20 protein-coding genes and 1 pseudogene are annotated in these 23,171 nt (G+C 61.4%); 3 read left to right on the top strand and 18 right to left on the bottom strand.

The window, feature by feature from the left end; all coding sequences use genetic code 11:
- Positions 1 to 112 precede the first annotated feature (112 nt).
- The 13 genes and pseudogenes from J3361_RS19085 to J3361_RS19025 form a co-directional block, all read right to left on the bottom strand.
- The gene (locus tag J3361_RS19085; protein WP_207965882.1) at positions 113 to 1,093 is read right to left on the bottom strand and encodes a LysR family transcriptional regulator; all 981 of its coding nucleotides are present in this window, start codon (positions 1,091 to 1,093) and stop codon (positions 113 to 115) included.
- 217 nt (positions 1,094 to 1,310) lie between these two features.
- A complete protein-coding gene (locus J3361_RS19080) occupies positions 1,311 to 2,255 on the bottom strand; it encodes a peptidylprolyl isomerase (RefSeq protein ID WP_207965881.1) in 945 nt (314 codons plus the stop codon).
- A complete protein-coding gene (locus J3361_RS19075; protein ID WP_207965880.1) occupies positions 2,252 to 2,731 on the bottom strand; it encodes a YbjN domain-containing protein in 480 nt (159 codons plus the stop codon). Before J3361_RS19075 ends, J3361_RS19080 begins: the two co-directional genes overlap by 4 nt.
- Positions 2,732 to 2,753: 22 nt before the next feature.
- Positions 2,754 to 3,401: a DNA repair protein gene (locus J3361_RS19070; protein WP_207965879.1), complete on the bottom strand. Its 648-nt coding sequence runs from the start codon at positions 3,399 to 3,401 to the stop codon at positions 2,754 to 2,756.
- A gap of 15 nt (positions 3,402 to 3,416) precedes the next feature.
- On the bottom strand, positions 3,417 to 5,108 hold the full coding sequence (locus J3361_RS19065; protein WP_207965878.1) for a putative porin: 1,692 nt from the start codon (positions 5,106 to 5,108) through the stop codon (positions 3,417 to 3,419).
- A 39-nt stretch (positions 5,109 to 5,147) separates the two neighbouring features.
- Positions 5,148 to 5,852: an energy transducer TonB gene (locus J3361_RS19060; RefSeq protein ID WP_207965877.1), complete on the bottom strand. Its 705-nt coding sequence runs from the start codon at positions 5,850 to 5,852 to the stop codon at positions 5,148 to 5,150.
- Positions 5,853 to 5,854: 2 nt separating this feature from the next.
- Positions 5,855 to 6,280 (bottom strand): biopolymer transporter ExbD, encoded by a 426-nt coding sequence (locus J3361_RS19055; protein WP_003201710.1) that lies wholly within the window; start codon positions 6,278 to 6,280, stop codon positions 5,855 to 5,857.
- Between the two features lie 10 nt (positions 6,281 to 6,290).
- Positions 6,291 to 8,090: a MotA/TolQ/ExbB proton channel family protein gene (locus tag J3361_RS19050; protein WP_207965876.1), complete on the bottom strand. Its 1,800-nt coding sequence runs from the start codon at positions 8,088 to 8,090 to the stop codon at positions 6,291 to 6,293.
- Positions 8,091 to 8,107: 17 nt separating this feature from the next.
- Positions 8,108 to 9,712: a ShlB/FhaC/HecB family hemolysin secretion/activation protein gene (locus J3361_RS19045; protein ID WP_207965928.1), complete on the bottom strand. Its 1,605-nt coding sequence runs from the start codon at positions 9,710 to 9,712 to the stop codon at positions 8,108 to 8,110.
- Positions 9,713 to 9,903: 191 nt separating this feature from the next.
- Positions 9,904 to 10,074, bottom strand: a pseudogene (locus tag J3361_RS29550) (transposase); the annotation flags it as partial.
- A gap of 938 nt (positions 10,075 to 11,012) precedes the next feature.
- Entirely contained in the window at positions 11,013 to 11,810 is a 798-nt protein-coding gene (locus J3361_RS19035) for a transglutaminase family protein (RefSeq protein ID WP_207965874.1), read from the bottom strand.
- Complete coding sequence (locus J3361_RS19030; RefSeq protein WP_003201699.1) at positions 11,807 to 12,757, bottom strand: alpha-E domain-containing protein; 951 nt, start codon at positions 12,755 to 12,757, stop codon at positions 11,807 to 11,809. Before J3361_RS19030 ends, J3361_RS19035 begins: the two co-directional genes overlap by 4 nt.
- Positions 12,758 to 12,760: 3 nt before the next feature.
- Positions 12,761 to 14,170 carry a circularly permuted type 2 ATP-grasp protein gene (locus tag J3361_RS19025; RefSeq protein ID WP_207965873.1) on the bottom strand — a complete coding sequence of 470 codons (1,410 nt, stop codon included), beginning with the start codon at positions 14,168 to 14,170 and terminating at the stop codon, positions 12,761 to 12,763.
- Between the two features lie 494 nt (positions 14,171 to 14,664).
- Between J3361_RS19025 and J3361_RS19020 the strand changes: the two genes are divergently transcribed.
- Together J3361_RS19020 and J3361_RS19015 are read left to right on the top strand one after the other, a co-directional pair.
- Positions 14,665 to 14,889, top strand: a complete 225-nt coding sequence (locus tag J3361_RS19020; RefSeq protein WP_207965930.1) for a hypothetical protein — start codon at positions 14,665 to 14,667, stop codon at positions 14,887 to 14,889.
- A 128-nt stretch (positions 14,890 to 15,017) separates the two neighbouring features.
- Positions 15,018 to 16,016 carry an acyltransferase gene (locus tag J3361_RS19015; RefSeq protein ID WP_207965872.1) on the top strand — a complete coding sequence of 333 codons (999 nt, stop codon included), beginning with the start codon at positions 15,018 to 15,020 and terminating at the stop codon, positions 16,014 to 16,016.
- A gap of 73 nt (positions 16,017 to 16,089) precedes the next feature.
- Here the strand turns inward: J3361_RS19015 and J3361_RS19010 are convergent, their stop codons facing one another.
- The 3 genes from J3361_RS19010 to J3361_RS19000 form a co-directional block, all read right to left on the bottom strand.
- The gene (locus tag J3361_RS19010) at positions 16,090 to 18,204 is read right to left on the bottom strand and encodes a TonB-dependent siderophore receptor (RefSeq protein ID WP_207965871.1); all 2,115 of its coding nucleotides are present in this window, start codon (positions 18,202 to 18,204) and stop codon (positions 16,090 to 16,092) included.
- Between the two features lie 160 nt (positions 18,205 to 18,364).
- Complete coding sequence (locus J3361_RS19005) at positions 18,365 to 20,134, bottom strand: sodium:solute symporter family protein (protein WP_207965870.1); 1,770 nt, start codon at positions 20,132 to 20,134, stop codon at positions 18,365 to 18,367.
- Between the two features lie 11 nt (positions 20,135 to 20,145).
- Positions 20,146 to 20,412 carry a DUF4212 domain-containing protein gene (locus tag J3361_RS19000; RefSeq protein WP_186710468.1) on the bottom strand — a complete coding sequence of 89 codons (267 nt, stop codon included), beginning with the start codon at positions 20,410 to 20,412 and terminating at the stop codon, positions 20,146 to 20,148.
- 240 nt (positions 20,413 to 20,652) lie between these two features.
- On the opposite strand from J3361_RS19000, the gene J3361_RS18995 reads away from it, so the two are divergent.
- The gene (locus J3361_RS18995; RefSeq protein WP_207965869.1) at positions 20,653 to 22,449 is read left to right on the top strand and encodes a methyl-accepting chemotaxis protein; all 1,797 of its coding nucleotides are present in this window, start codon (positions 20,653 to 20,655) and stop codon (positions 22,447 to 22,449) included.
- A gap of 309 nt (positions 22,450 to 22,758) precedes the next feature.
- On the opposite strand, the gene J3361_RS18990 is transcribed toward J3361_RS18995, so the two are convergent.
- Together J3361_RS18990 and J3361_RS18985 are read right to left on the bottom strand one after the other, a co-directional pair.
- On the bottom strand, positions 22,759 to 22,956 hold the full coding sequence (locus J3361_RS18990; protein ID WP_003182142.1) for a YbdD/YjiX family protein: 198 nt from the start codon (positions 22,954 to 22,956) through the stop codon (positions 22,759 to 22,761).
- 15 nt (positions 22,957 to 22,971) lie between these two features.
- A partial coding sequence (locus J3361_RS18985; protein ID WP_207965868.1) for a hypothetical protein occupies positions 22,972 to 23,171 on the bottom strand: 200 nt, incomplete at its 5' end.

Below are 23,171 nucleotides of genomic sequence, written 5' to 3'. Positions count from 1 at the left end.
TCCAGTGTGGGAGCGGGCTTGCTCGCGAAGGCGGTGGGTCAGTTACGGAGGTGTTGGATATGTTGGCCTCATCGCGAGCAGGCTCGCTCCCACAGGATTAGCGTGATGCCAGTCAGGCCTGGAACCAATCCCGGCGCTCATCCAGTGTGTGATGGATCAGCTCACGCAGCACTTGCACCTCTGGCGAGCCTTCGGCCTGGGCATTGACGGCCGTCCACAAATGCCGCTGCATCGGCAGGCCGAAGACGTCCGGCAGCGCCACCAGGCCTCGGTCGAAGCGGCTCATGTACTGTGGCAAGAGGCCGATGCAGGCACTGCAGCGAATCATTTCCAGCATCAGTTCGTAGGACTGCACCTGCACCACACCGGCCCGGCGTTGATCTATCAAGGTGTTCCACGGGGCGAAGCCGTCAACGTGTCGGTCCGCCTGCCATTGCACCAGCATGTAGTCATTCAAGTCGTCCAGGCTGTCCGGGCGCGTGGCGGGTCGTGAATAGCGTTTGGCGATGTGCGGCAGATAATCCAACCGCGCCAGTCGATCCGCAGGCAATGTGGCGAAGCTCGGCCCCGGCGCCGACGCCTGGGCATCACTCAACCACAGCACCAGGTCGGCGCTGACGGCTTGCAGCGCCAGTTCACTGTCCAGGGTGATGATCTGCAATCGCACGCTGGCGTTGCGCCGTAACAACGAGATCAGATCGCGCCCAAGGATGTCATGCAGAATCGACTCGGCCACGGCCAGGCGAATCAAGGGCTGATCGGTCAGGGGCGGCGCACTTTCATGGGCCAGGCTGATCAAGCGCGCCTGCAACTGCCGGCCTTCGCGGCTGAGGGTCAAGGCGCTGCCCTGGAAGCTGAACAACGATCGTTGCAGCCGCACCTCCAACTGCGCCAACTGCTTGCGCAGCCAGGTCGCCTTGACGTTGAGGCTGCGAGCCGCCTGCATGAAGCAGCCGCAACGGGCACTGACCAGGAAACACTGCGCCACCTGCGGCTCGATACCGCTAGCCATGGCCAGCCACGGGTCGGGGGCAAGCAACGGTGTGCGGTATGCGGTGACAGCCTGGCGTCCTGCGGGCTCGATGAAGGTCATGGGTGACTCCCTGTCGGTGGTACGAATGCGTGGGGCTGCGTGGGGTCTTCAGCCAGGCAAGCTCCCCTGTGGCGAGGGAGCTTGCTCCCGCTGGGTTGCGCAGCAGCCCCAAAAACCTGTCCCCGATTCTTGTTGAAAGATCGCGGTCATTTCGGTGGGGCTGCTACGCAGCCCAGCGGGAGCAAGCTCCCTCGCCACGAGTTAGGTATGGACCTCACTAAAGCCCCTCCTCCAGCACCTTGCTCAACTGCGCGCCATCGATGCTCAACGTCGCCGTGTCGAGCATGCCGTCCAGGTAGGCCTTGGCGATTTGCTCCTGGCGTTGGGCGCGCAAGGCCTGGGTCAGGCGTTCGCGGACTTCGTCCAGGGTCGCTTCCCGGGCCGGTTGTTGTTCAGTGAGCTTGATGACATGGAACCCCGCTGGGCTCTGCACCGGGTCCGACACCGCGCCGACCTTCAAGCGTGCCACCGCCTCGCGCACCGGCAGTACCAGTTGCTGCAACGGCTGGAAACCATTGTCACCGCCACGCTCGGCGCTGCTGCGGTCCTGGGAATAACGGCTGGCCAGGGCGGCAAATTCAGCGGGTGATGCCTGGGCCTTTTTGCTCACCTCCAGCGCTTGCCGACGCACCGCCTCCACGGTTTGCGGCTCGGTGGTCGCCAGGAAAATCTGGCTGACGCGGTACAACGCCGGTGCGGTCCAGTTGGCTTTCCCGACGTCGTAAGCCTGCTTCAACTCGTCTTCAGTGGGATACCCGGCCGGCACCTGGCTGACCGATTGCAAATAGTCGCGAAACACGATCTGCTCAGCCGCCGCTCGGGTCTGGCGCTCCACCTCGGGGCGTTGGCGCCAGCCCTGGGCATCGGCCTGCTCCAACACGGCTTTTTCCGCCAGTCGCGCACGGATCCAGCCCTCCAGCGCCGCCCGATTGCCACGCATCTGCTGGCGCACCTCGGGGGCCAGCGCGGCCAGCAAGCTCTTGACCTCTTCAGGGCTGACCTGCTGGTTGCCCAACCGGGCCAAACTCGGCGAGTCGGCCGCAACGACGCTGGCGCTCTGCACCGCCGCGACCGGATCGCTGCCCGGTCGCAGGCCCAGCACCAGCGCCACGGCGATCAGGCCCAGCGCAGCGGCGCTGATGACGAAGGTCGGCTTTTTCACGATGCAACGGCCTCCTCCAACGGTGCCTCGGTGGGCTCGGCGGCGGTTTGCACCCGCGCCGCGTTCTGGCTGTATTCACGCAGGAAGACAATGAACTCCTGCAACAGGCGGTCCCACAGTTCCAAGTGGCTGCGCAGATGATCGGTGCTCACGCCCGCCGCGACCACCACGTCCATTTCCATCACCAGGAATTCCCCTTGTAGCGATAACCGGGCAAAGCGTCGCGAGGCGTTCCACAGCTCCGCCAACCCGGCCGGCAATTCGCCCTGCACCCGCAAGGCGCAACTGAAGGTGAAGTCCAGGTATTCGCTCACCGTCGGCGCAGGATTGCCGAAACGCACGGCAAAGCCGATGCCCTGGCTGGCGCTGAGCAATTGCACGATGCCGTTCTGCTCGGTTTCGTTGACCCGATAGCCGGCGGCCTGCAACAACTCGGTCAGGGACTTTGCGCCGACGTATTCAATCATTGCGGTCATGTTCGGTTCTTCCTTGTGCTGTTCAGTGAGTGATCGAGGCCTGGGGCGCATCGAAACGGTTCTTGTAGAGATCATCGCCAAACCCTTGGGCCAGCTCTTCGAAACGCACCCGGGCCTTGGCCGCGAACGGCTGGCGGATCTTCACGATGTCGGTCACATCGATGGTTTCGTAGGCATGCAGCAGCGTCTTGGCGACTTCGTACATCTGCTGATTCTTGACCGAACATTGCTGCACTTGTGTGTCACGCTCGGTCAATTGCCCTTCCAGGCGGGCGCGCTCGGCCTCTTTGCCACGGGCCAGGGCCAGCAGTTCTTCATAGGCTTTCTTGAACTTACCGACCTGCTCGTTGCTGGCCGCCACTTGGGCCTGGGTCTGGCTTTGCAGGCTTTGCTGGTGCCCGGCCAGTTGTTCGGCCAGGGCCTGGGCCTTGGTCAGTTGCGCGGTCAATTGCTTGATCTGCGCCTGGGCCTCCTTGGCCTGACTCTCTGCAGCCTGACGCGCGACGCTGGCCTGGGCCTGCTCGCTTTGCAGGGCCTGCAACTGGGCGGTGGTGCTGCGCAGTTGCGCCCGCAGCCGCTCTTCCAGACCTTCGCCGTGAGCCATGCCGCTGAGCAGAAAGCCCAGCATCAGCAACGCAGTCGAGCATGGGTAGTTGGCTCGCCTTTTCATGAGGCCTCCCAGCGCTTAGAAGCGCGTGTTGATTTCAAGCTGCAAGACATCGATGTCGTACGGCGCGCCGTACACCGCTTCGGAACTCAACCAGCGGCCGGTGGCGAAGACGTTGCTCGCCAGGCCATAGTTGCCGCCCAGGAAATAACCCTTGGCATTGGTACCGCCCAAGTGGAATGACGAATCGTTGAAGCCGTCCGGCAAGGCGTCCGGCTGGATGTACTTGTAGCCGGCGAACAGGTTCCAGTCGCCCTCGCGCTTGAGTTCCAGGGAGTTGCCAAGGGTGAACAGGAGCATCCAGGCGTTGGCGCCGCTTTCCACCTCGCCGTTTTCGTCCAGGTTGTTGGCGAACTGCCCTTCGGAGCGCTTGCGCATCTCGCCTTCGTCGTAGCCGAGGTTGTGGACGTAGTGGGCCTGGCTGCGCAGCTTGAGGTCTTCAGGCAAATCGGTGTCCCAGGCGACGTTCAGGTCCAGCAGGTTGAACTCCGAGGCCAGGCCGACGTATTGCGGCTGCGGCGTGGTGGACGGGTTGAGGGGATTGGGCGTGATGTCGCGCAACAGGAATACCGTGTTGCCCTTCTGCATGAACGCCACCCGCGAACCGTCGCTGTCGCAGCCTGGATCACCGGCCCAGGGCTCGCACGGCGAGGAACGCTGGCCTTCGATGTCGTCGAAGCGGTAATAGGCCATGGCCCCCTTGATCCGGTTGCTGTCGTTGATCGCCCAATTGGCCCCCAGTTGCGCACCGTACAGCCACTTGTTGTCGCTCTCTTCCTTGTCGCTGCCATTGCTGGTGCTGGTGTCGTTGGTGTACTCCACCGGGAACGCGCCGACCGTACCGAACAGGCCCCAGTCCTGATTGAGCTTGTGATTGAAATTCGCCGCCACACCATCGAAGTTCAGGTCACCGGAATACAGCAGGTCGGTGGAGAAAAACGGATTGGCGAAACGCCCGCCGGTCAGGGTCAATTCATCCGACGGTTTCCAGATCAGGTAACCCTGGTCGAGCCAGATGTCTTTCTTGCCGAAGCCGCCGCCCAGGGTCTGGGTGGTGGACACCGGGTTGTTGTCCGAGCCGGTTCCGATGCGGATGCCCGCCGTCCATTGCGGGGCAATCACCGCCTTCATGCCCAGGCGGGCGCGCAGGCGGAACAGGTTTTCCCGGTCTTCGCGGGTGTTGAGCAACGGCGGCAGGCTGGAGCTGCTGTTGGGATTGACGTCGTAAGGCCCTCGATCATTGAGCCGGGCGAAGTCGACGATCTCGTTGCTGTTGGTGCCGGAGTAATAGCGCGACTCATCCCGCAGGCGAATGTCGCCGTCGAAACTGATGCGCGAGACCCAATCCGGGAAGGTGTTGGGCTGGGCCCAGTTTTCCTGCTTGGCCGTGGCCATGACTTCAGCCTTGACCTGGTCGCGGATCTGCTCACGCACGATATTCGGCACGTATTGCACACGCACGTCCCCCGGCGCACCGGCCGGCGTCGCGGCAACTGCCGTGGCCGCCTGGCGGGCCTGCACGGCTTCGCGTTCGGCCTGGGCGATCAGGCCATCGGCCTGGTCCTGCTTCAACACACCCTGCTGCACCAGCAGGCGGATCAGATTGATCGTGGCGTTTTCCGACGGCGCCGGGGTGGCGGCCGCGTGTCCAGCCAGGCTCAAGACCACCAGGCCGATTGCCCACGACAATCGATTCACATTGGAAATCATCTGCACACAACTCCTGTTGGCAAACTGTCAAATAGTCGGTTAACCCGGCCGCCGTCCCTGCAAGGACAGGCGCACGGGCAAGGTCAGGGAGGCCGGCGGTCGCTCGGTCAAATGGGGCGCGGCACGCAGGGCGGAAATCACTTGCTCGTCCACCTGCGGGTTGCCGCTGGACTTGACCAGCTCGACCCGGGTGATTTCGCCCACGGCACTGAGCCAGACATCGGCCTGCAGCGAGAACGCCAGGCTGCGCAAGTCGGGGTTTTCCCGCAGCAAACGCTGGAAGGTGAACGCCAGGAACTGGCTGTAGGTGCCATTACCCAGACGGCCGCCCCCTGCCCCGGCCATGCCGCCGCCCTTGCCGGCGCCGATGTTGAAAGCGTCGTTGCCGGACTGGGCATCGCCGTCCATCTGCATTGGGTTCGCCAGGTCATCGACCGGCGACGGCGGCGCTTCTTCTTCGGGCTTGACCTCTTCGGGTTCCGGGGTCGGTTCGGGCTCGACCACCTTCTCCTCGACTTGGGGCTCCGGCTCCTTGGGTTTTTCCGGCGGCGGCGGGGGCGGCGGTGGCAACGGAATAATGGTCGGCACCTTCGGCGCTTCGCGGCGAACGCCACTCATGTCGTTGGCCCACTGCCACAGCAGCCAGGCCGCCACGGCGCCGAGCAGCAGGCCGGCGGCCCACTTGAGCAGGCGCAGCGGCACGGTCTTCACCGGGGGCGGATCGATGGGAAGTCTGGCGGTCATGATCAGCCCTGGCTCGGTTTGCCGGTCACGAGGCCGACCTGGGACAGTTCCAGGCGTCGCAACAGGTCCAGCACTTCAATGACTTTCTGGTACTGCACCGTCGCGTCGCCGCGCACGATCACCGGGAAGTCCGGGCTCTGGGCTTTTTCGATGCGCAGGCGCTCTTCCAGCTCGGCCAGGGTCACCGGATAGGCATCGAGGAACACCTGGCCGCCATCGTTCACCGAAATCGCCTTGGTCTTGGCTTCGGACAACGACACCGAGGCGCTGGCCTTGGGCAGGTTGATCTGGATACCCGACACCTGGGCCGTGGCCGTCAGGATGAACATCACCAGCACCACCATGAGCACATCCACCAGCGGTGTGATGTTGATGCTGTCGACGGCCGCATCATCGTCGTCATCGTGTGAAGCGTTTACGCTAGCCATGGCGACTCCCTCAGGCCGGTACGGACGATTGGACGTGATGACCGCGGCGATGGGCCGCTTCACCGGACTGGCCTTCGCCGTGCATCTCCGCCAAGCGGGTGATGAACTCGTCGACGAAGACCCGCATGTCGGCGCTGACTTCCTTGTTGCGGGTGATCAGGCGGTTGTAGCCAAACAGCGCCGGGATCGCGACGAACAGGCCCATGGCGGTGGCGAGCAAGGCCGCAGCCATGCCCGGGGCGATGGCGTTGATGTTCACGTCACCGGCCATGGCGGTGCCGAGGAACACCACCATGATCCCCAGCACAGTGCCGAGCAGGCCGATGTACGGACCGCCGGCGATGGCGTTGGACAGGGAGGAAAGTTTCGAACTCAGCGCTTGGTTCTCGCGGGTGCGCACGCCATCCATCGAGCAGCGGATCGCTTCGATGGTGGCCGCCGACACCGACGAGGTATCGGCGCCCTGCTCGCGGCGGGTGCGGATTTCCTTGACGGCCACCAGGTACAAGCGCCACAGCGACGAGTGTTGCAGGCGCTGGGCGAGCTCCTGGTCATCGGCAAACATTTCCAGGCGCGTGCCGATCCGGGCGAATTGCTCACGGAAGGCTTCGTTGGCAGCGCTGAGGCGGCTGACCATGCGATTCTTGCGGATCATGATGATCCACGACTGGAACATCATCAGCACCAGTACGCCGATGATCACCCACGCATCCAGCGGCACCGCGTTGAGCAGGAAACCCAGGCTGCCGAAACCGAAGCCGGACTGCTCTTCATCGACGCCGTAGGCCACCAGTTTCGACTCGGCGCCCTGGGCATTGGCGTCGGCCAACAGCAACGGCGCCGGGCGGGCGACTTTGGACAGGCGCGCTTCGTCCATGGCGCCGCTGAAAGGCGCGAAGGCCCCGGCGGAAACATCAGCGCCCAGGGCCATCGGCGAGCTGAACGCTGGCATCGGCACGGCGAGACTCGCGGTCTCACGCCCGTTGACGTACAGCACGATCCGGTCGCCAGAGGCTGTCACCGCCAAGTGCTGCCACTGGCCGGGGTTCAACGGCTGGGTCGAGACCGCGCGCTGGTCGTTGATCGCTACGAACGGCACCCCCTGGTTGACACCCACCAACAGGCTCGTAGCCGCTTCGCGACGGGCCAGGATGATTTGCTCGCCACTGGCCTGGTCTTGGCGCAGCCAGGTGCTGAAGGTGAACGCCGCGCCGGCATTGTGTTGCAGCGATGGGCTGGCCGGCAGCAACAACGGCTGGCCGTTGAACTGCAACGCACGCCCAATCACCCCGTCGATGCTCACGCCGGTTGCGCCCTGGGCGTTGTTGCCGTAAGCCGTGGTATCCCGGGGCGGTACGCCGGTGGCGCCGTCGAAGTGGTACAACGCGGTGTAGTCCGGATCGAAGGTCAACTGGCCGCTGCCCGTGGCCGGTGCTTTCTGGTTGCCGTAATACATCCACAGGTCCTGGCGCTGACCGCCCTCCACGCTCGGCACATCCACCCAGATCAGCGCCATGCCCATCAGCGGGTCGAAGCTTTCGATCTGGTGATTGAGCACGGTCTTGTCATCGGCGCTGACGAAACGCAGGTCCGAGCCATCGTCCTTGACGCCGTCGAAGGTGAAGTTGCCGGTGTGCAGGCGCACCAGCAGCGCCGTGCGGCCCAAGGCCTGGGCGATGGCGGCACCCTGGGGCGTGGTGTCCACGGAAATCTGTTTGCGATAGTGCCAATCGTCCTGCCACCAGGCGTTGGCGGTCGCCGGAAGCACCAGCCCCAGGCAGATAAACAGGGAAAGCAATAAGCGTTGCATGGACATGACTCCTGGGTTCAAAACGTCGCTTGCAGGTTGAAGTGCAGGCGCGATTCCTGTTTCGAGGTGTTCGGCCCGTCGAGCAGCGGATAGCCCCAGTCGAGGCTGCCGGACAGCCATTTGCTCAGGCTCGCGCGGGTGCCGAGGCCGACGCTGGCGAGGCTGTAGTCGGCTTCCTGGTCGGGCAGTTCGTCGCGCAAATACAGCTGCGCGCCTTCGGCGAAGGCATAGAAGCGCCACTCCTGGACGTAGCTGCCGAGGAACTTGGCCAGGGACGGCGTGCGCAGCTCCTGGGACAGCAGGTAGCCGTCATCGCCAGTGCGCTCGGCGGCCAGGTAGCCACGCACCGAAGTGGCGCCACCGGCGGAAAACTGTTCGTTGGAAACCAGCGGCCCTGACGCCAGTTGGAAGGCAGCCTTGGAGGCGGTCTGCCAGTCATTGCCGAAGGTGAAGGTGTAATTGCCGTCGCCCTTGAGCACGGCGAAGCTGGGGCTGGCGCGATAGCGCTTGTAATCGAACTCTTCGTCGGAGCTGCCATAGCCGAGCAGGCTGCGGGTACCCGCCACCAGACTCAGGCCGAGGCCCAATTGGCTGGTTTCGGTGTAGCGAAAGCCGTTATAGGCGAAGGTGAACGGCGCGTACTTGAGCGGCGCCTTGTCGCTGGCACCGCCGAGGTTGAGTTCCTCCTCGAAGTCCTTGAAATCCACCCCGACCGAAAAGCTGTTGGCCCATGCGCCCGTGGACGGCAGGCTGTAGATCGCCGACACCCCGTAGGAATGCCCCTTGCCTAATACGTTGCTGCCGCCGACGGTGGCCACGTTGCTGTCGGATTGGTAACCGGAGAGTTGAACGCTCCAGCGCTCGCTCAGCGGCGCGGTGTAGGAACCTGACCAGACCTTGGCGTTTTCGGTGTCCTGGGGCGCGGTGAAGAATGTCAGGGAAACGCTGTGGCCCAACTGCCAGAGGTTGTTGTAGCCCAGGCTCGCGACGGTACGCAGCTTTTCGGTGTCGGCGCTGTAGTCGTTGTTCAGGCCCAGGCTGGCTTGCCAGGGGTCCTGGTCTTCAACCTGCAGATCCACGTCCATCGTCCCGGGGCGCTGGCCTTCGCGCACCAGCGGCATGACTTGGCGTCCCGGGGTTTTGTTCAGTTGCGCCAGTTCGGTCTGAACCTGAGCAAAGTCCGGCACCTCGCCTTCCTTGAGCGCCGGCACGTCCTCGCGAATTTCCACCGGAGAATAGTGCTTGGCTCCCACCACACGGACCCGGCCGACCTTGGTCTCGCTGACTTGCAGGTAGACGATGCCGTCTTCGACTTTCTGCTCCGGCAACTCGACGAAGACCGATTGATAACCACGTGCCTGATAGGCTTTCTGCAGGGCTTCCCGGGCGCCCTCGATGTCGCTCAAGGCCTTTTGCGGACCGAGGAACGGGTACACCGCTTCCTCGATGGCCCGGGCATCGAGCACTGTGTTGCCGCGCACGAAATACTCGTTCACGTCCACCAGGCGCGCCGGCGCCGCTTCGGCCTCCTGCCCTCCTTCGGCGGCGATTGCCGACGGTCCCCCGACCGCCAACAGCAGCCAGCCCCACAGCGCCGGCCGCGATTTGAAGAAATGCTCCACACCACCCCCTGAATTCAAAGTACGGCTCAATTGCTTGCAGTCGATGTCGTGGCGTGCCGGGCCAGCCAGGTGTGCAGCAGCGCGAAGTTCAAGGAGAACTCCGGCATTTGCAGCAAGGCGCCACAGAACACTTCACCGATGATTTTCTGGATTAGCCGCACCGCCCGCGCATCGCCCAGCAGCGTGGCGAGGTCTTTGCTCAGGACGTTGAAGCTCCAGACCTTCTGGTTCAGGTCCAGGCCGACGAACCAGCGGAACAGCAGGTTGTAATTGAGTTGTTCGTAGAGTTGCTGCTCGCTGGGCACCGAATAGAGCAGTTGCAGCAGGAGGATGTGCATGGCAGTTTGCGGTGCGATCAGCATTTGGGCGCTGGCATTGAGGCCCAGCAGCACATCGCGATGGTCGTCCAGCAGGTCGTCGATCTGCGGACGCAGCAAGACCAGTGAATGGCCTTGCGGAATGTAGCTGGACACTTCCTTGAGCGCGCCCTGCCAGTCATCCTGGGAAACGATCCAGACCCACGGTGCGCCGTAGCGATACACCGAGACCGGCTGCTTGCGCGCCGCCTCGACGATCTTCGACAGCCGCTGGTCAAGCTCCTGCATGCCCACTTTCGAATAACGTTCCATAGTCCCCATCGCCTCACTCCCGGCTTCGCGCCCCGGCTCCAAACGACCTGAAAGGTCCCCTCGAACACGTCACACAGGCATGACGGGAATGGCGATGTGCTACCGAACTTTTGTCATGAAAGCTTCATTTGAGAGAGACCAGGGAGATGTCCAGGCTTGGAGTGACTGGCGGATTTTTTTGTGGGAGCGAGCCTGCTCGCGATGGCGGTGGGTCAGTTAGCGGTGATGCTGGCTGGGCAACCGTCATCGCGGGCAAGCCTTGCTCCCACAGAGTTCTCGGGTGTTTCCAAACCTGATGCCGAGCACCCAATCCTGTGGCGAGGGAGCTTGCTCCCGCTGGGGCGCGAAGCGGTCCCAATAAGTGCATGCGATCTGCCTGACACTGAGCGGTGCTTGGTTTTGGGGCTGCGGCGCAGCCCAGCGGGAGCAAGCTCCCTCGCCACAAAGGCAGTTGGGTTGAGGCTCCAAACCATGTGCCCAGTTCAACGGGTTTGGTTGAGGCTCCAAAACCCTGTAGCCAGTTGAACGGGTTTGGTTGAGATTCCAAAACCCTGTAGCCAGTTGAACTGGGCTCCACTGGGCTCTCGAGTGGCCACAAGTTTTGTGTCCATCTCCAACCCCAGTGTGGGAGCGAGCCTGCTCGCGATGAGGCCTCCAGCTTCGGCGGGCTTCTATTGGTGTTGCACCTGCACCATCGAGCTCACCTGCACCCGCGCCTGCATCTGTTCCGCCCCGCCACCCCGGCGCATGCCGCGGACCGGGCAGGCGTCGAGGTAGTCCAGGCCGACCGCCAGTTTCAGGTGGCGGTCTGGAAGGGTCAGGCGGTTGGTCACGTCGAAGCTGTACCAGCCATCGTCGAGCCAGGCTTCCGCCCAGGCGTGGCTCGCCAGGTGACTTTCATCTTCGGTGCACAGGTAGCCGGAAACATAACGCGCAGGAATGCCCAGACTGCGGGCGCAGGCCAGGAAGGCGTGGGTATGGTCCTGGCAAACTCCGGTTCCACCGGCAAACGCCTCGGCGGCGGTGCTGTTGACCGCCGTCGTGCCGGGGCTGTAGGGCATCCGCGCGGCCAGGCCGTTCATCAGATCGGTCAAGGCCGAACGATCCCGGCGCCCTGCGCATTGCTCGACGGCGAAGGCACTGAGGGCGTCGTCTGCCTGGGTAAGGTGGCTGGTGCGCAAAAATGGCAGTGGCGACTGGCTGTCCGGCTCCATCGCTATCGACTGATGGATTTCCACCTCGCCATAAGCCGTCAAGACCAAGGCACCGTGGGGTTCGTCCATGGTCATGACGTGAAGGATGTTGCCGTAAGGATCAAGCTGGCTGCGCACCAGTCGCGGCAGCTCCAAGTGCCACTCCAGGATGCGCTGGCGCTGGGTGTCCCGAGGCGTCAGGCGCAGGAACTGGATGCTGGTGCAGACTTCATCGGCGTAGCTGTAGGTGGTGTCGTGGCGTATGGACAGCTTCATACGACCTCCAGGTAAGACTCATGGACCGTCTGGCCCAAGTGGCGAATTTGCCCGATCAGGTCCGTCAGCCATTGATGCAGCCCCGACGCCAGGATCTCGTCGATCCCGGAATAGCGCAGGCGCGCATTCAGCTCGGCGGCCAGGCGTTGTGCCGGCCGGCCGTTGTTGCCCGGCAAACTGGCGAGGATATGGTCCAGTTCTTCGATACAGGCATGCAGCGAACGCGGGACGTCGGCCCGCAACAGCAGCATCTCGGACACCTGCTCGGCATTCGGCGCGTTACGGTAGATCTCGTTGAACGCCTCGAACGAAGACAGCGCCCTCAACAAGGCACTCCACTGGTAATAACCACGGGCAGAGTTGTCGCTGACCTCCTCCGACTCCTCGCCGAACATCTCATAGCGGGCATCCAGCAGGCGCAGGGTGTTGTCGGCCCGTTCGATAAAGGTCCCCAGGCGAATGAAACAGTAGGCATCGTTGCGCATGATGGTGCCCGACGTCGCGCCCCGGAACAGGTGCGAGCGCTCCTTGACCCACTCGCAGAAATGGCTGATGCCGTAGCGCCCCAGGCCATTGCTGGCGATGTTGCGCATTTCCAGCCAGGTGGCGTTGATGTTCTCCCACATGTCGGCGGTGATGCGCCCGCGCACGGCGTGGGCATTGGTCCGTGCGGCCCGCAGGCAGCTGTAGATACTGCCGGGGTTGGTTTCGTCCAGGGCAAAGAAATGCAGCATGCGCTCGGTGTTGAGCGCGTCATAACGGGCGTTGTAGTCGTCCAGCGTACCGGCGGCCAGCAACGACATCGCCAGTTCGGCATGGCCATCGCTGCGCCCGGCCTGGGGCATCAGCGACAGCGAATAGCTGACTTCGAGCATGCGCGCCAGGTTCTCGGCGCGCTCCAGGTAGCGGGACATCCAATAGAGGTCCGAAGCAGTTCTTGAAAGCATGTCTTAGTCCTCCACTACCCAAGTGTCTTTGGTGCCGCCGCCCTGGGACGAGTTCACCACCAGCGAGCCCTCGCGCAGCGCCACACGGGTCAGCCCGCCGGGCACCAGGCGCGTTTCCTTGCCCGACAGCACGAACGGACGCAGGTCGATGTGGCGCGGCGCGATGCCGCTCTCGACAAAGGTCGGGCACGTGGACAGGCTCAAGGTCGGCTGGGCGATATAGGCTTCGGGACGGGCCTTGAGACGCGCGCGGAAATCCTCGATTTCCGCGGCAGTGGCAGCCGGCCCGACCAGCATGCCGTAGCCGCCGGAGCCCTGGGTTTCCTTGACCACCAGATCCGGCAGGTTGGCCAGTACATGGGACAGGTCCTGAGGCTTGCGGCATTGCCAGGTGGGCACGTTCTTCAGGATCGGCTCTTCGGTGAGGTAGAAACGGATCATTTCGTCGACATAAGGGTAGATCGACTTGTCATCGGCCACGCCCGTGCCGACCGCGTTCGCCAGCACCACGTTGCCGGCGCGGTACACGGCGATCAGCCCGGGCACGCCCAGCATCGAATCGGGGTTGAACGACAACGGGTCGAGGTAGGCATCGTCAAGGCGACGGTAAATCACGTCCACCTGCCGTGGGCCGGCGGTGGTGCGCATGTACACGTGGTCGTCACGCACGAACAGGTCAGCACCCTCCACCAGCTCCACGCCCATTTCACGGGCGAGGAACGCGTGCTCGAAATAGGCGCTGTTGAAGCGTCCCGGCGTCAGCACCACGGCGGTGGGGTTCTCGAGGGGGCTTGAGCTCTTGAGGGTATCGAGCAGCAAGTTAGGGTAATGATCGATGGGGGCCACGCGCTGGGCGGCGAAGAGCTCGGGGAACAGGCGCATCATCATCTTGCGGTCTTCGAGCATGTAGCTCACGCCGCTGGGCGTGCGCAGGTTGTCCTCCAGCACGTAGTAGCTGCCATCACCGTCGCGAACCAGGTCGACACCGGCGATATGAGCGTAAATGCCCCGGTGCAGGTCCAGGCCCTGCATCGCAATCTGATAACCCTCGTTGGCAAGCACCTGCTCGGCCGGAATGATCCCTTCCTTGAGAATGTGTTGGCCATGGTAGATGTCGGCCAGGAACATGTTCAGGGCCTGGACCCGCTGGATGCAGCCACGCTCGACCATCTGCCATTCGCTGGCCTTGATGCTGCGCGGGATGATGTCGAACGGAATCAACCGCTCGGTGCCCTGCTCGTCCCCATAGAGGGTGAAGGTGATACCGGCTCGATGGAACAGCAGATCGGCTTCGCGGCGGCGTTGCTCCAACAGTTCAAGCGGCGTGTCCGCCAGCCAGCGCGAGAAGGCTTGGTAATGCGGGCGGCAGTCACCCTGGGCGTCATACATTTCATTAAAAAAAGCGTGGGGCATAGCCAACTCCCTGCCGCGTTCTACACGGCATTTCTTATTACGTCGTCATTCCACTCAGTGCGGCCTTGCCTTTTTATGAGCCCTGGTTCTCTTGAATACCTCTTCGGCATGGGTCTCTGATCAGGCCTTTGCGTCCGGATGACGTGCGCCCCCCTGTTTTATCTACGTATCGAATACCTCTGGCTGGTTATCGGGTTCTGGAGTCGTAGCAAGGGCTGTGCCTAAGTGCAGTGCATTAAGCCAATGCTGGAAAAACCATCGCAGAACGACAAAAAAGCGAAATTTATTTTCGATTTTGCGACGAAAAGCGATGTGAAGGCTGAAACGTTTATTTCAGTTTCGTGCGCCCAAGCTACAAACGGGTCGAATCGGTGCATGCAGACGGGAAGCCAGGGGCAAATGCCCTGAAAAGGGGAAATTAATACCCACCGCTAAAACGCCGGGCTTGGTCCAACGATAGCTGACACGCCGAACTTCGAGGGAATGATTACTTCGTGGCAGATGAATTCGACTTCTGGTGCGACAACAGCCTGTCCCATGCCGAGAAAAAAAACCTGGAATTGTTCATCCAGCAGTTGGGTGCCGGTGTTTCGCTGATCCGTTACATCGCCATCGCGAGCAGGCTCGCTCCCACAGAAAGACCTGCGGGGTATGCATTATTTGTGTACGCCGCCGGTCCCTGTGGGAGCCGGGCTTGCTCGCGATGGCCATCCCACTGAAACAAATGTGTCAAATGTGACAATTGACCCCACTGCCCCGCCATCGCCTCGCGGACCACTATTAACCGCTCGCAAAGCCACCTAACGTAGCGCGCAAATGGATCGGCTCTGATTAAGGATGATGCGCGTTGGGGGTTTATCGGTTGCTGTTGGCCATGTTGGTGGCCGTTTCTCATATGGGCGTGACTTTCCTCGGATTGAACCCCGGCGTCGTTGCCGTGGTGTCCTTCCTGATCATCAGCGGCTTCGTGATGACCTCGCTGATCGAGAAGACCTACAACACCCCGGGCCAGATAGGCCTGTTCTATATCGATCGGCTGTTGAGGCTGTATCCGCAGTTCCTGGCGTACTTCGTCCTGTCCTGCGTCGTGATTCATTTCCTCCTGCCGGGCACACCCCAGGCGGCCGCCCTGACCCTGGAAAACATCGCCACCAGCCTGCCCATCGTGCCGCTGGGCTTCTACATGTTCGGCATCACCGTGCCCGAGATCCTGCCACCGGCCTGGTCCCTGGGCCTGGAAATGTGTTTTTACTTGCTGATCCCGTTCCTGGTCCTCTACAAGACACGGGGAATCGCCTTTGCGCTGTCCGTTGCGGTTTTCATGGTCGCTTCGTTGGGCTACCTCGACACCGACATCTACGGCTACCGCCTGCTGCCGGGGGTGCTGTTCATTTTTTTGTGTGGCAGCTATCTGTATCGGGCCCAGGCCAAGGGGCTGTGGATTGTGTCCGTCACGCTGCTGGTTGCCGCGTTGATGTTCCTGGCCATCGTCGCGGGGATCATTCCCCGTCGGCCTTTCAATGCCGAGGTGACCTTAGGTATCGCCCTGGGCCTGCCGGCGGTGTTCCTGCTTAGCAAGCTGAAGCGTCACCGGCTGGATGAGTTCCTGGGCAATATCAGCTACGGCGTGTTCCTCAATCATTTTGTGGTGATGTATGTGTTGCGGGCGTTCTGGCCGGTGGCGTACAGCGGCCTGATCATCACCGCGGTGCTGGTGTTGTCGTTCGCCTTGAGTTGTATTTCGTATTACGGCGTTGAGCGACCGGCGCTGAAGCTTCGTCATGCTCTCAGGGCGAGCGTTGGATACGGCGCCACGCAGACTCCCGTCGGCAGCACGGCGGCTTAACCGCTGACTGTCTGCCATACAAAAAATGCCCGGAACGCAGGTCCCGGGCATTTTGTGTTTCAGCGCTGCAAAATCAGAACGTCACGCTGGCGCTCAGCCTGGCAGTACGCGGCTCGCCGACGTTGACCTGTACCGGACTGCCGGTGGAGGACGGGTAGTATTGCTTGTCGAACAGGTTGTCGACATTCAGTTGCAGCGAGGTCTTGTGCCCGAACACTGGCGATTCCCAGCGCAGGAAGGCGTCGGCGACGGTGTAGCTGCTGAGCCAGAATTCGTTGGCTTTATTGGCGGCGCGTTCGCCGACGTAGCGGGCGCCGGCGCCGGCGTGCCAGGCACCGAATTCGGCAGGGACGTTCAGGTGGTGGCTCAGGTACAGGCTGGCGGTGTGTTTTGGCGCATCGGGGAGGCGATGGCCCTCGTCCTTGGGATCATCCAGTATTTCGGTGTGGGTGTAGGTATAGGTGCCGATCAAATCCCAACGGTCGGCCAAGCGACCGGTTATGTCCAGCTCCAGGCCTTGGGAGCCAACTTTACCGGCGGCTTCAGAAACGTCGTCAACGGTAGTGACAACGTTCTTTTTAATGATGTCGAACAACGCAAGGTTGATGTTCAAGCCCGGTAGCGGATCGTACTTGGCGCCAATTTCGTAGCTACGGCCCTCCTCTGGTTGGAAGGTACGACGATCCTTGTCGACTACATCATTGGGCTTGAACGACCGGCTGTAGTTACCGTACAGCGAAAGGGCGTCCGTGGCTTTATAGACCAGCCCCAGGAACGGAACGAAGGCGTCGCCATTGTCATCACGATTGACGTCATAATCACCGCCTAAGCCTTGATCGCTGTACTGATCGTAGTGTTGATAGCGACCACCCAAAACCAGAATCCAGCGGTCATCCAAATGCCAGTTGTCTTTCAGATACACCGAACTGGAATTCAACTGGTTTCGCAGGTCACTGTCAGTAGAGCTGACCAGGCTGGGCTCTGGCAGGTTGCCATAGACCGGCGACGTGACATCGAAACCAGGCTGGACTTTTCCACGGTAGGTCTTACCCCGGAACTGATCGGATACCTGGTTATCAATGCCAACCAATAGGTCGTGGCGCTGGCCGAACAGTTCCTGCTTGCCCATGAAATCCCAGCTGGCGTAGCGGGTTTCATCATCGTAATGAGCGCCATTGGCCCTTCGGCTCAACATGTTTCCAGTCAAAGTGACGGGCTGCGCAATCGAGAGACTGTAACGGTCATTGTTCCACCCGTAGGTCACCCGGGTTTTCCACGCCTCACTCAACTCATACTCAAACCGCGCCGTCGCCGTTTCGCGAATACCGACACTCTTTGCCCAAGGCTCATCCAGGCGTTTGTCATAGTCGATGTCCACCGGATGCCCGTTCCTGAACACCGTGCCCCGATCAAACGGATTGGAATACTCGTTGTACTCATAACTCAGGTTCAACGAAGCCCGCTCCCCCGTCCAAGCCAGGGACGGCGCCACCAGGGTGCTCTCGTTGACGCCGTAGTTGCGCCAGTAATCCTCATGCCCACGCTCGGCGATCAGGCGATAAGCCAACCCGGTGTCCCCCAGCGGCCCGGTGGTGTCCAGGGCCATGGTGCCGCCGCCTTCGCTGTAGGCCGAACCACTCAGCGTGGTGCTCTGGGTGTATTCCGGCTTTTTGCTGATGACGTTGATCAGACCGCCGGGCTCCAGCGCACCGTACAACATCGAGGCCGGCCCCTTGAGCACTTCGACGCGGTCGGTGGTGGCGCTGAAGTTGTGTCCCAGGTTCGAACGCACGCCATCGCGCAGGATCGAGCCGTCGTCGTTGGTGCCAAACCCGCGCTTGACCAGCGAGTCCCGCGAGCCGCCCAGGGTGTTGCCCTGGCTGACGCCGCTGACGAACTTCATCGCGTCGTCCAACGAGCGCACTTGGTAGTCCGCCAGGGTCTGCTGGGTCACGACATTGATCGACTGCGCCTCTTCCTTGATCGGTACATCGCTCTTGCTCGCCGTGCTGGCTTGCGACGTCGTGTAGCCTTCGTCCTGAATGATCCGACTGCCTTGCACGTTGGTGGTGGGCAGCTCCAGAGTGTCTTGCGCCCTCACGGGGCTTGCCATGAAACAGCAGGACAGCGCGGGTAAAACACATTTGACGAGAGCATTGCGGTAAGCGAGAGGGGTGGAACGATTCAAGACGCGCACTCACAGAGGGATAGGAATGAGAGCGAATATACTTTGAGAATGATTCCCAGTAAATCTTTCTAACACCTCCCTGCTTGACTCTGCGCACAAAAAAGGGCGCCGGATGATGAGTCCGGCGCCCTCGTTGGTTTCCTTGCTCCAGGACTACCCGTCAATGATCGATGGCAGCACCGGCTCCTCTCGGCACCCGAATGTCTTCGACCAAGTGCTGAATGTGCTCCGGCGGCGGCGCGGTAAAGCGTGACACCACCACAGCGGCCAGGAAGTTGAAGACCATCCCTAACGTGCCGATGCCTTCAGGGGACACTCCCAGCCACCAATGTTCAGCCGTGTTCATCGACGGGTTGATGAACTTGAAGTAGACAATGTAGGTGAAGGTGAAGGTCAGCCCGACGATCATCCCGGCGATCGCGCCTTCGCGGTTCATGCGCTTGGAGAAGATGCCCATGACAATTACCGGGAAGAACGACGACGCCGCCAACCCGAAGGCGAACGCCACCACCTGGGCGACGAATGCGGGTGGGTAGATGCCGAACAATCCGGCAATCAACACCGCCACACCGGCGGCAATGCGTGCCGCGAGCAGCTCCTGCTTTTCGTTGATCCTGGGCATGATGTTGCTTTTGAGCAGGTCATGGGAAATCGAGGTGGAGATCACCAACAACAGCCCCGCTGCGGTCGAAAGTGCCGCCGCCAGGCCACCGGCGGCGATCAAGGCGATCACCCATCCCGGCAGGCCGGCGATTTCGGGGTTGGCCAGGACCATGATGTCATTGTCGACGTAGAGCTCGTTGGCCACTGGCGAAACCTGGTTCTTAAGCAACCGTTGCTCATGCGCACCGCGTTCGCCGGTGAAGCTCGGCGCGCCGACCAATGCTGCCCCAGGGCCATACTGAATGATGCCGTCGTTGTTTTTGTCCGCCCATGCAATCAGACCAGAATTTTCCCAGGTCTTGAACCAGGTCGGTGCCGTGGCGTAACTGACGTTGGGAATGGAGGTCAGCAGATTGGTGCGCGCGAAGGCCGCCACGGCCGGTGCGGTGGTGTAGAGAATCGCAATGAATAACAGGGCATAGCCTGCTGACTTGCGGGCGTCGCGCACAGTCGGCGTGGTGAAGAAACGCACGATCACATGGGGCAGGCCCGCGGTGCCGACCATCAGCGCCATGGTGATGAAAAACACGTCCATGGTTGATTTGGTGCCGTTGGTGTAGGCAGTAAAGCCCAATTCGGCGCCCAGGCCATTGAGTCGCTCGATCACGCTCTGCCCCGAGCCGCCGACCTCGCTGATAAAGCCCAACTGCGGGATCGGATTGCCAGTGATCATCATCGAGATGAAAATCGCTGGCACCATGTAGGCGAAGATCATCACGCAGTACTGCGCTACCTGGGTATAGGTGATGCCCTTCATGCCGCCCAGCACCGAATAGAAGAACACGATGGCCATACCGATCATGACACCGGTATTGATATCCACTTCCAGGTAACGGGAAAAGACGATGCCCACGCCGCGCATCTGCCCCGCGACGTAAGTGAAGGAAATGAAGATCACGCAGATCACCGCCACCACCCGCGCGGTCTGCGAGTAATAACGCGCCCCGACGAACTCGGGCACGGTGAATTTGCCGAATTTGCGCAGGTACGGCGCCAGGCACATCGCCAACAGCACGTAGCCACCGGTCCAGCCCATCAGGTAGACCGAACCGTCGTACCCGGCGAAGGCGATGATCCCGGCCATGGAGATGAACGACGCCGCCGACATCCAGTCCGCACCGGTGGCCATGCCATTGAGTACGGGATGTACGCCTTTACTGGCTATGTAGTATTCGCTGGTGGAACCGGCCCGCGTCCAGATAGCAATCGCAATGTAAAGGGCAAACGAGGCGCCGACGAACAGGTAGATCAGGGTTTGGGTATCCATGTTCGTCGGCCTCAGTCTTCGTGAACGTCATATTTGCGATCGAGCTGATTCATCTTCCAGACATAGAAGAAGATCTCGAGCACAAAAACGTAGATGGAACCCTGCTGGGCGAACCAGAACCCCAGGGGTGTTCCGAAGAAGCTGATGGTATTGAGTGAGTCGACCAGCAAGATGCCAAAACCGAACGACACCACGAACCAGATGGCCAGTAAGACCAGCATCCAGCGTAGGTTTTCCTTCCAGTAGTCACGCGCAGCCTGTTGCTTTTCAGTGGACATGGAGACGCCCTCTATTTGTTTTTATTGTTTTGCACTTCAAACCGTAGCAGTCGTCGGGCAACGCGCTAGTACGACTTTCGTCTAATTCATAACAGTAGGTATTGACATCGTGTTTCACCGAAGAGACAGGGTTAACGCGCATCAGCATCGCAGAGTGATGTCAAATCGCCCAAATCCGCTAAAGCTTTGCCGCTATCGGTCGAATGTATGCCATCGAATCTTTTTTTCCCTGGAGCTGTGATGCAGACCTTAAAGGCCTTGTATGAGTCTATCGAGATGCAATTTTTCGATACCCTCACCAAAAAACTTTCAAGCCTTTTTCTGTTGGTCGCGGTCAGTGCCTTGCTTTATTGGGTAGCCATCAGCGCCCGCGCCGATATCCTCCTGCAGCTGCGCACGGCCCAACTGGACGCCGCGCTGTTGGGGCAAATCGAGGGTCGGCTCGACAGTCTCACCCATGCCCTGCTCTTCGGCGCGCTCTTGACGCTGGGCATGGTCAGTTTCATGGTCTGGTACTTCCGCCACCTCATCGTGCGCCCCGTCACCACCATGACCAAGGCCCTGGAAGAGATCGCCAACGGCGAAGGCGACTTGTCCAAGGATCTGCCGCTGGTGACCCACGACGAGATCCGCACACTCGCCGCTACCTGCAACCGTTTCCTGGCCAAGCAGCGGGAGATCATCAGCAATGTCCAGGCGCTAACCGTGCACATCGCCGTCGAATCGGCCCGCTCGCTGAAAAACATCAGCGACTCCAGCGACAGCGCCACGCATCAAGCGCGCTTCGCCAAGGAAGTGATGGACCAGAGCAACACCGCCGTGGGCCGCATCGAAGAGGTTTCACGCCAGACCCAGGGCATCTCCAGCACCACTGCGCAGAACCTGAGCATGGCCCGCGATTCCTACGCAGAGCTGCTGGAGGTGACTGGCAACATCAGCGAAATCTCCAGCAGCCTGGGTGAATTCGCCACCCTGGTGAGCGCCTTGAATCAGCGTTCGTCGAGCATCAAGTCGATTGTCGGGTTGATCCAACAGATCTCTGCCCAGACCAACCTGCTGGCCCTCAATGCCGCCATCGAAGCCGCACGGGCTGGCGAAAGTGGCCGTGGCTTCGCGGTGGTGGCCGATGAAGTACGGACCTTGGCACAGAACGTCAGCCGTGCCACCGACGATATCTCGCGCAACATCGACGCCATGCTTGATGAAGTCAGCTCGACCCACGAACAGACCACGCAGATCAGCCACAGCGCCCGGGAAACCCAGAAAGTGGTGGAGCGCGCCTCCGGCCATTTCGAAAGCATGATCGTCGACTTCGAATCCACCAACGGCAAGCTGGCGGACATCGCCACCCATATCCAGCAGTTCGCCGACAGCAACACCGGGATCAACGACCGGGTCACCCAGATCCACGCCGACAGCCAATTGATCGACCAGCGCATGCAGCATTCGGCCACGGCCACCCGCGACCTGTCTGGCGTGGCCGAGAAGGTCCAGGCGCTGCTGGGTCGCTTCGTGCTCGGCCACGGCAAGCTGGATGCCGCCATCACCCGCGCCAGCGAGTGCCGCGACACGCTTCAGGTCCGCCTGGAAGCACTGCAACGCGAAGGCCTGAACCTGTTCGATCAGAATTATCAGCTAGTTCCCGGCACCGATCCCAAGCAGTACATGACCAGCTACACGGAACGCTTTGCCCAGGTCTGCCAGGAAGAATGCGACAAACTCACCCGCAGCACGCCGGGGGGCAAGGTTTCGTTCATGGTCGACAGCAAGGGCTTTTGCCCGGTGAACAACAGCTGGGTCTCGAAGCCGCCGACCGGCGACCGCGCGGTGGATTTGCCGGTGTGCCGCAACAAGCGCATCTTCAACGACCCGATCGGCCTGCGCGCGGCGGGCAACGTCCAGCGCTTCCTGCTGCAGACCTACCTGCGCGATACCGGGGAAATCATGACCGAGATCGACGTACCGTTCTTCTTCGGCGACCGTCATTGGGGCAACTTGCGGGTGGGCTTCGATGCGGCGGTGTTGTTGGCGGACTGATCGACACCGGAATCAAACCAGGCAACTACCCCGTGGCGAGGGCGCTTGCTCCCGCTCGGCTGCGCAAACCGGCTGATGCGGTCGGCCTGAAGAACCGCCGGGGCCTGCTTCGCACGCCAGCGGGAGCAAGCTCCCTCGCCACAGGGGATTGTTGGCGTATGCAAATCCTGAAGCCACCTCAAAATAACTGTGGGAGCGAGCTTGCTCGCGATGGCAGAGTGTCAGTCAACGGTGATGTTGACTGACACTCCGCCATCGCGAGCAGGCTCGCTCCCACAAGGGTTACATCATCCACTGGCAATCAGCGGATCAACAGCACTTGGGCCCACCCTTGCCGCCGTAACGAGCCTCTTGGCGTTCCCGAAAGAACGCCTCGTAGTCCATCATCGGCTTGTCCGGGTGCTTGGTTTGCATGTGCTCGACGTAGTTGTCGTAGTCGGGCATGCCGACCATCAGGCGGGCGGCCTGACCGAGGTATTTACCCAGGCGACTCAAGTCATTGAACATCGTTGCAATCCTCTATCAAGCGTCCGGCAAGGCCTGGAATGGCGCTTCTTTGTCCGTGCGTTCCTTCGTGCCCCAGGCGGCGATGCCGACCTTGAGCGCGTAGAACAGGATGCTGAAGACCACGAACAGGAACAACACCGTCAGCGTTGCGTTGGTGTAGGCGTTGAACACCACGTGCTGCATCTGCTCGATGCTCTTGGCCGGGGCCAGGATCT

Source organism: Pseudomonas sp. OA65, assembly GCF_017498305.1.
Classification (GTDB): domain Bacteria; phylum Pseudomonadota; class Gammaproteobacteria; order Pseudomonadales; family Pseudomonadaceae; genus Aquipseudomonas; species Aquipseudomonas zanjanensis.
This window is presented reverse-complemented; position numbering and strand designations above follow the sequence as displayed.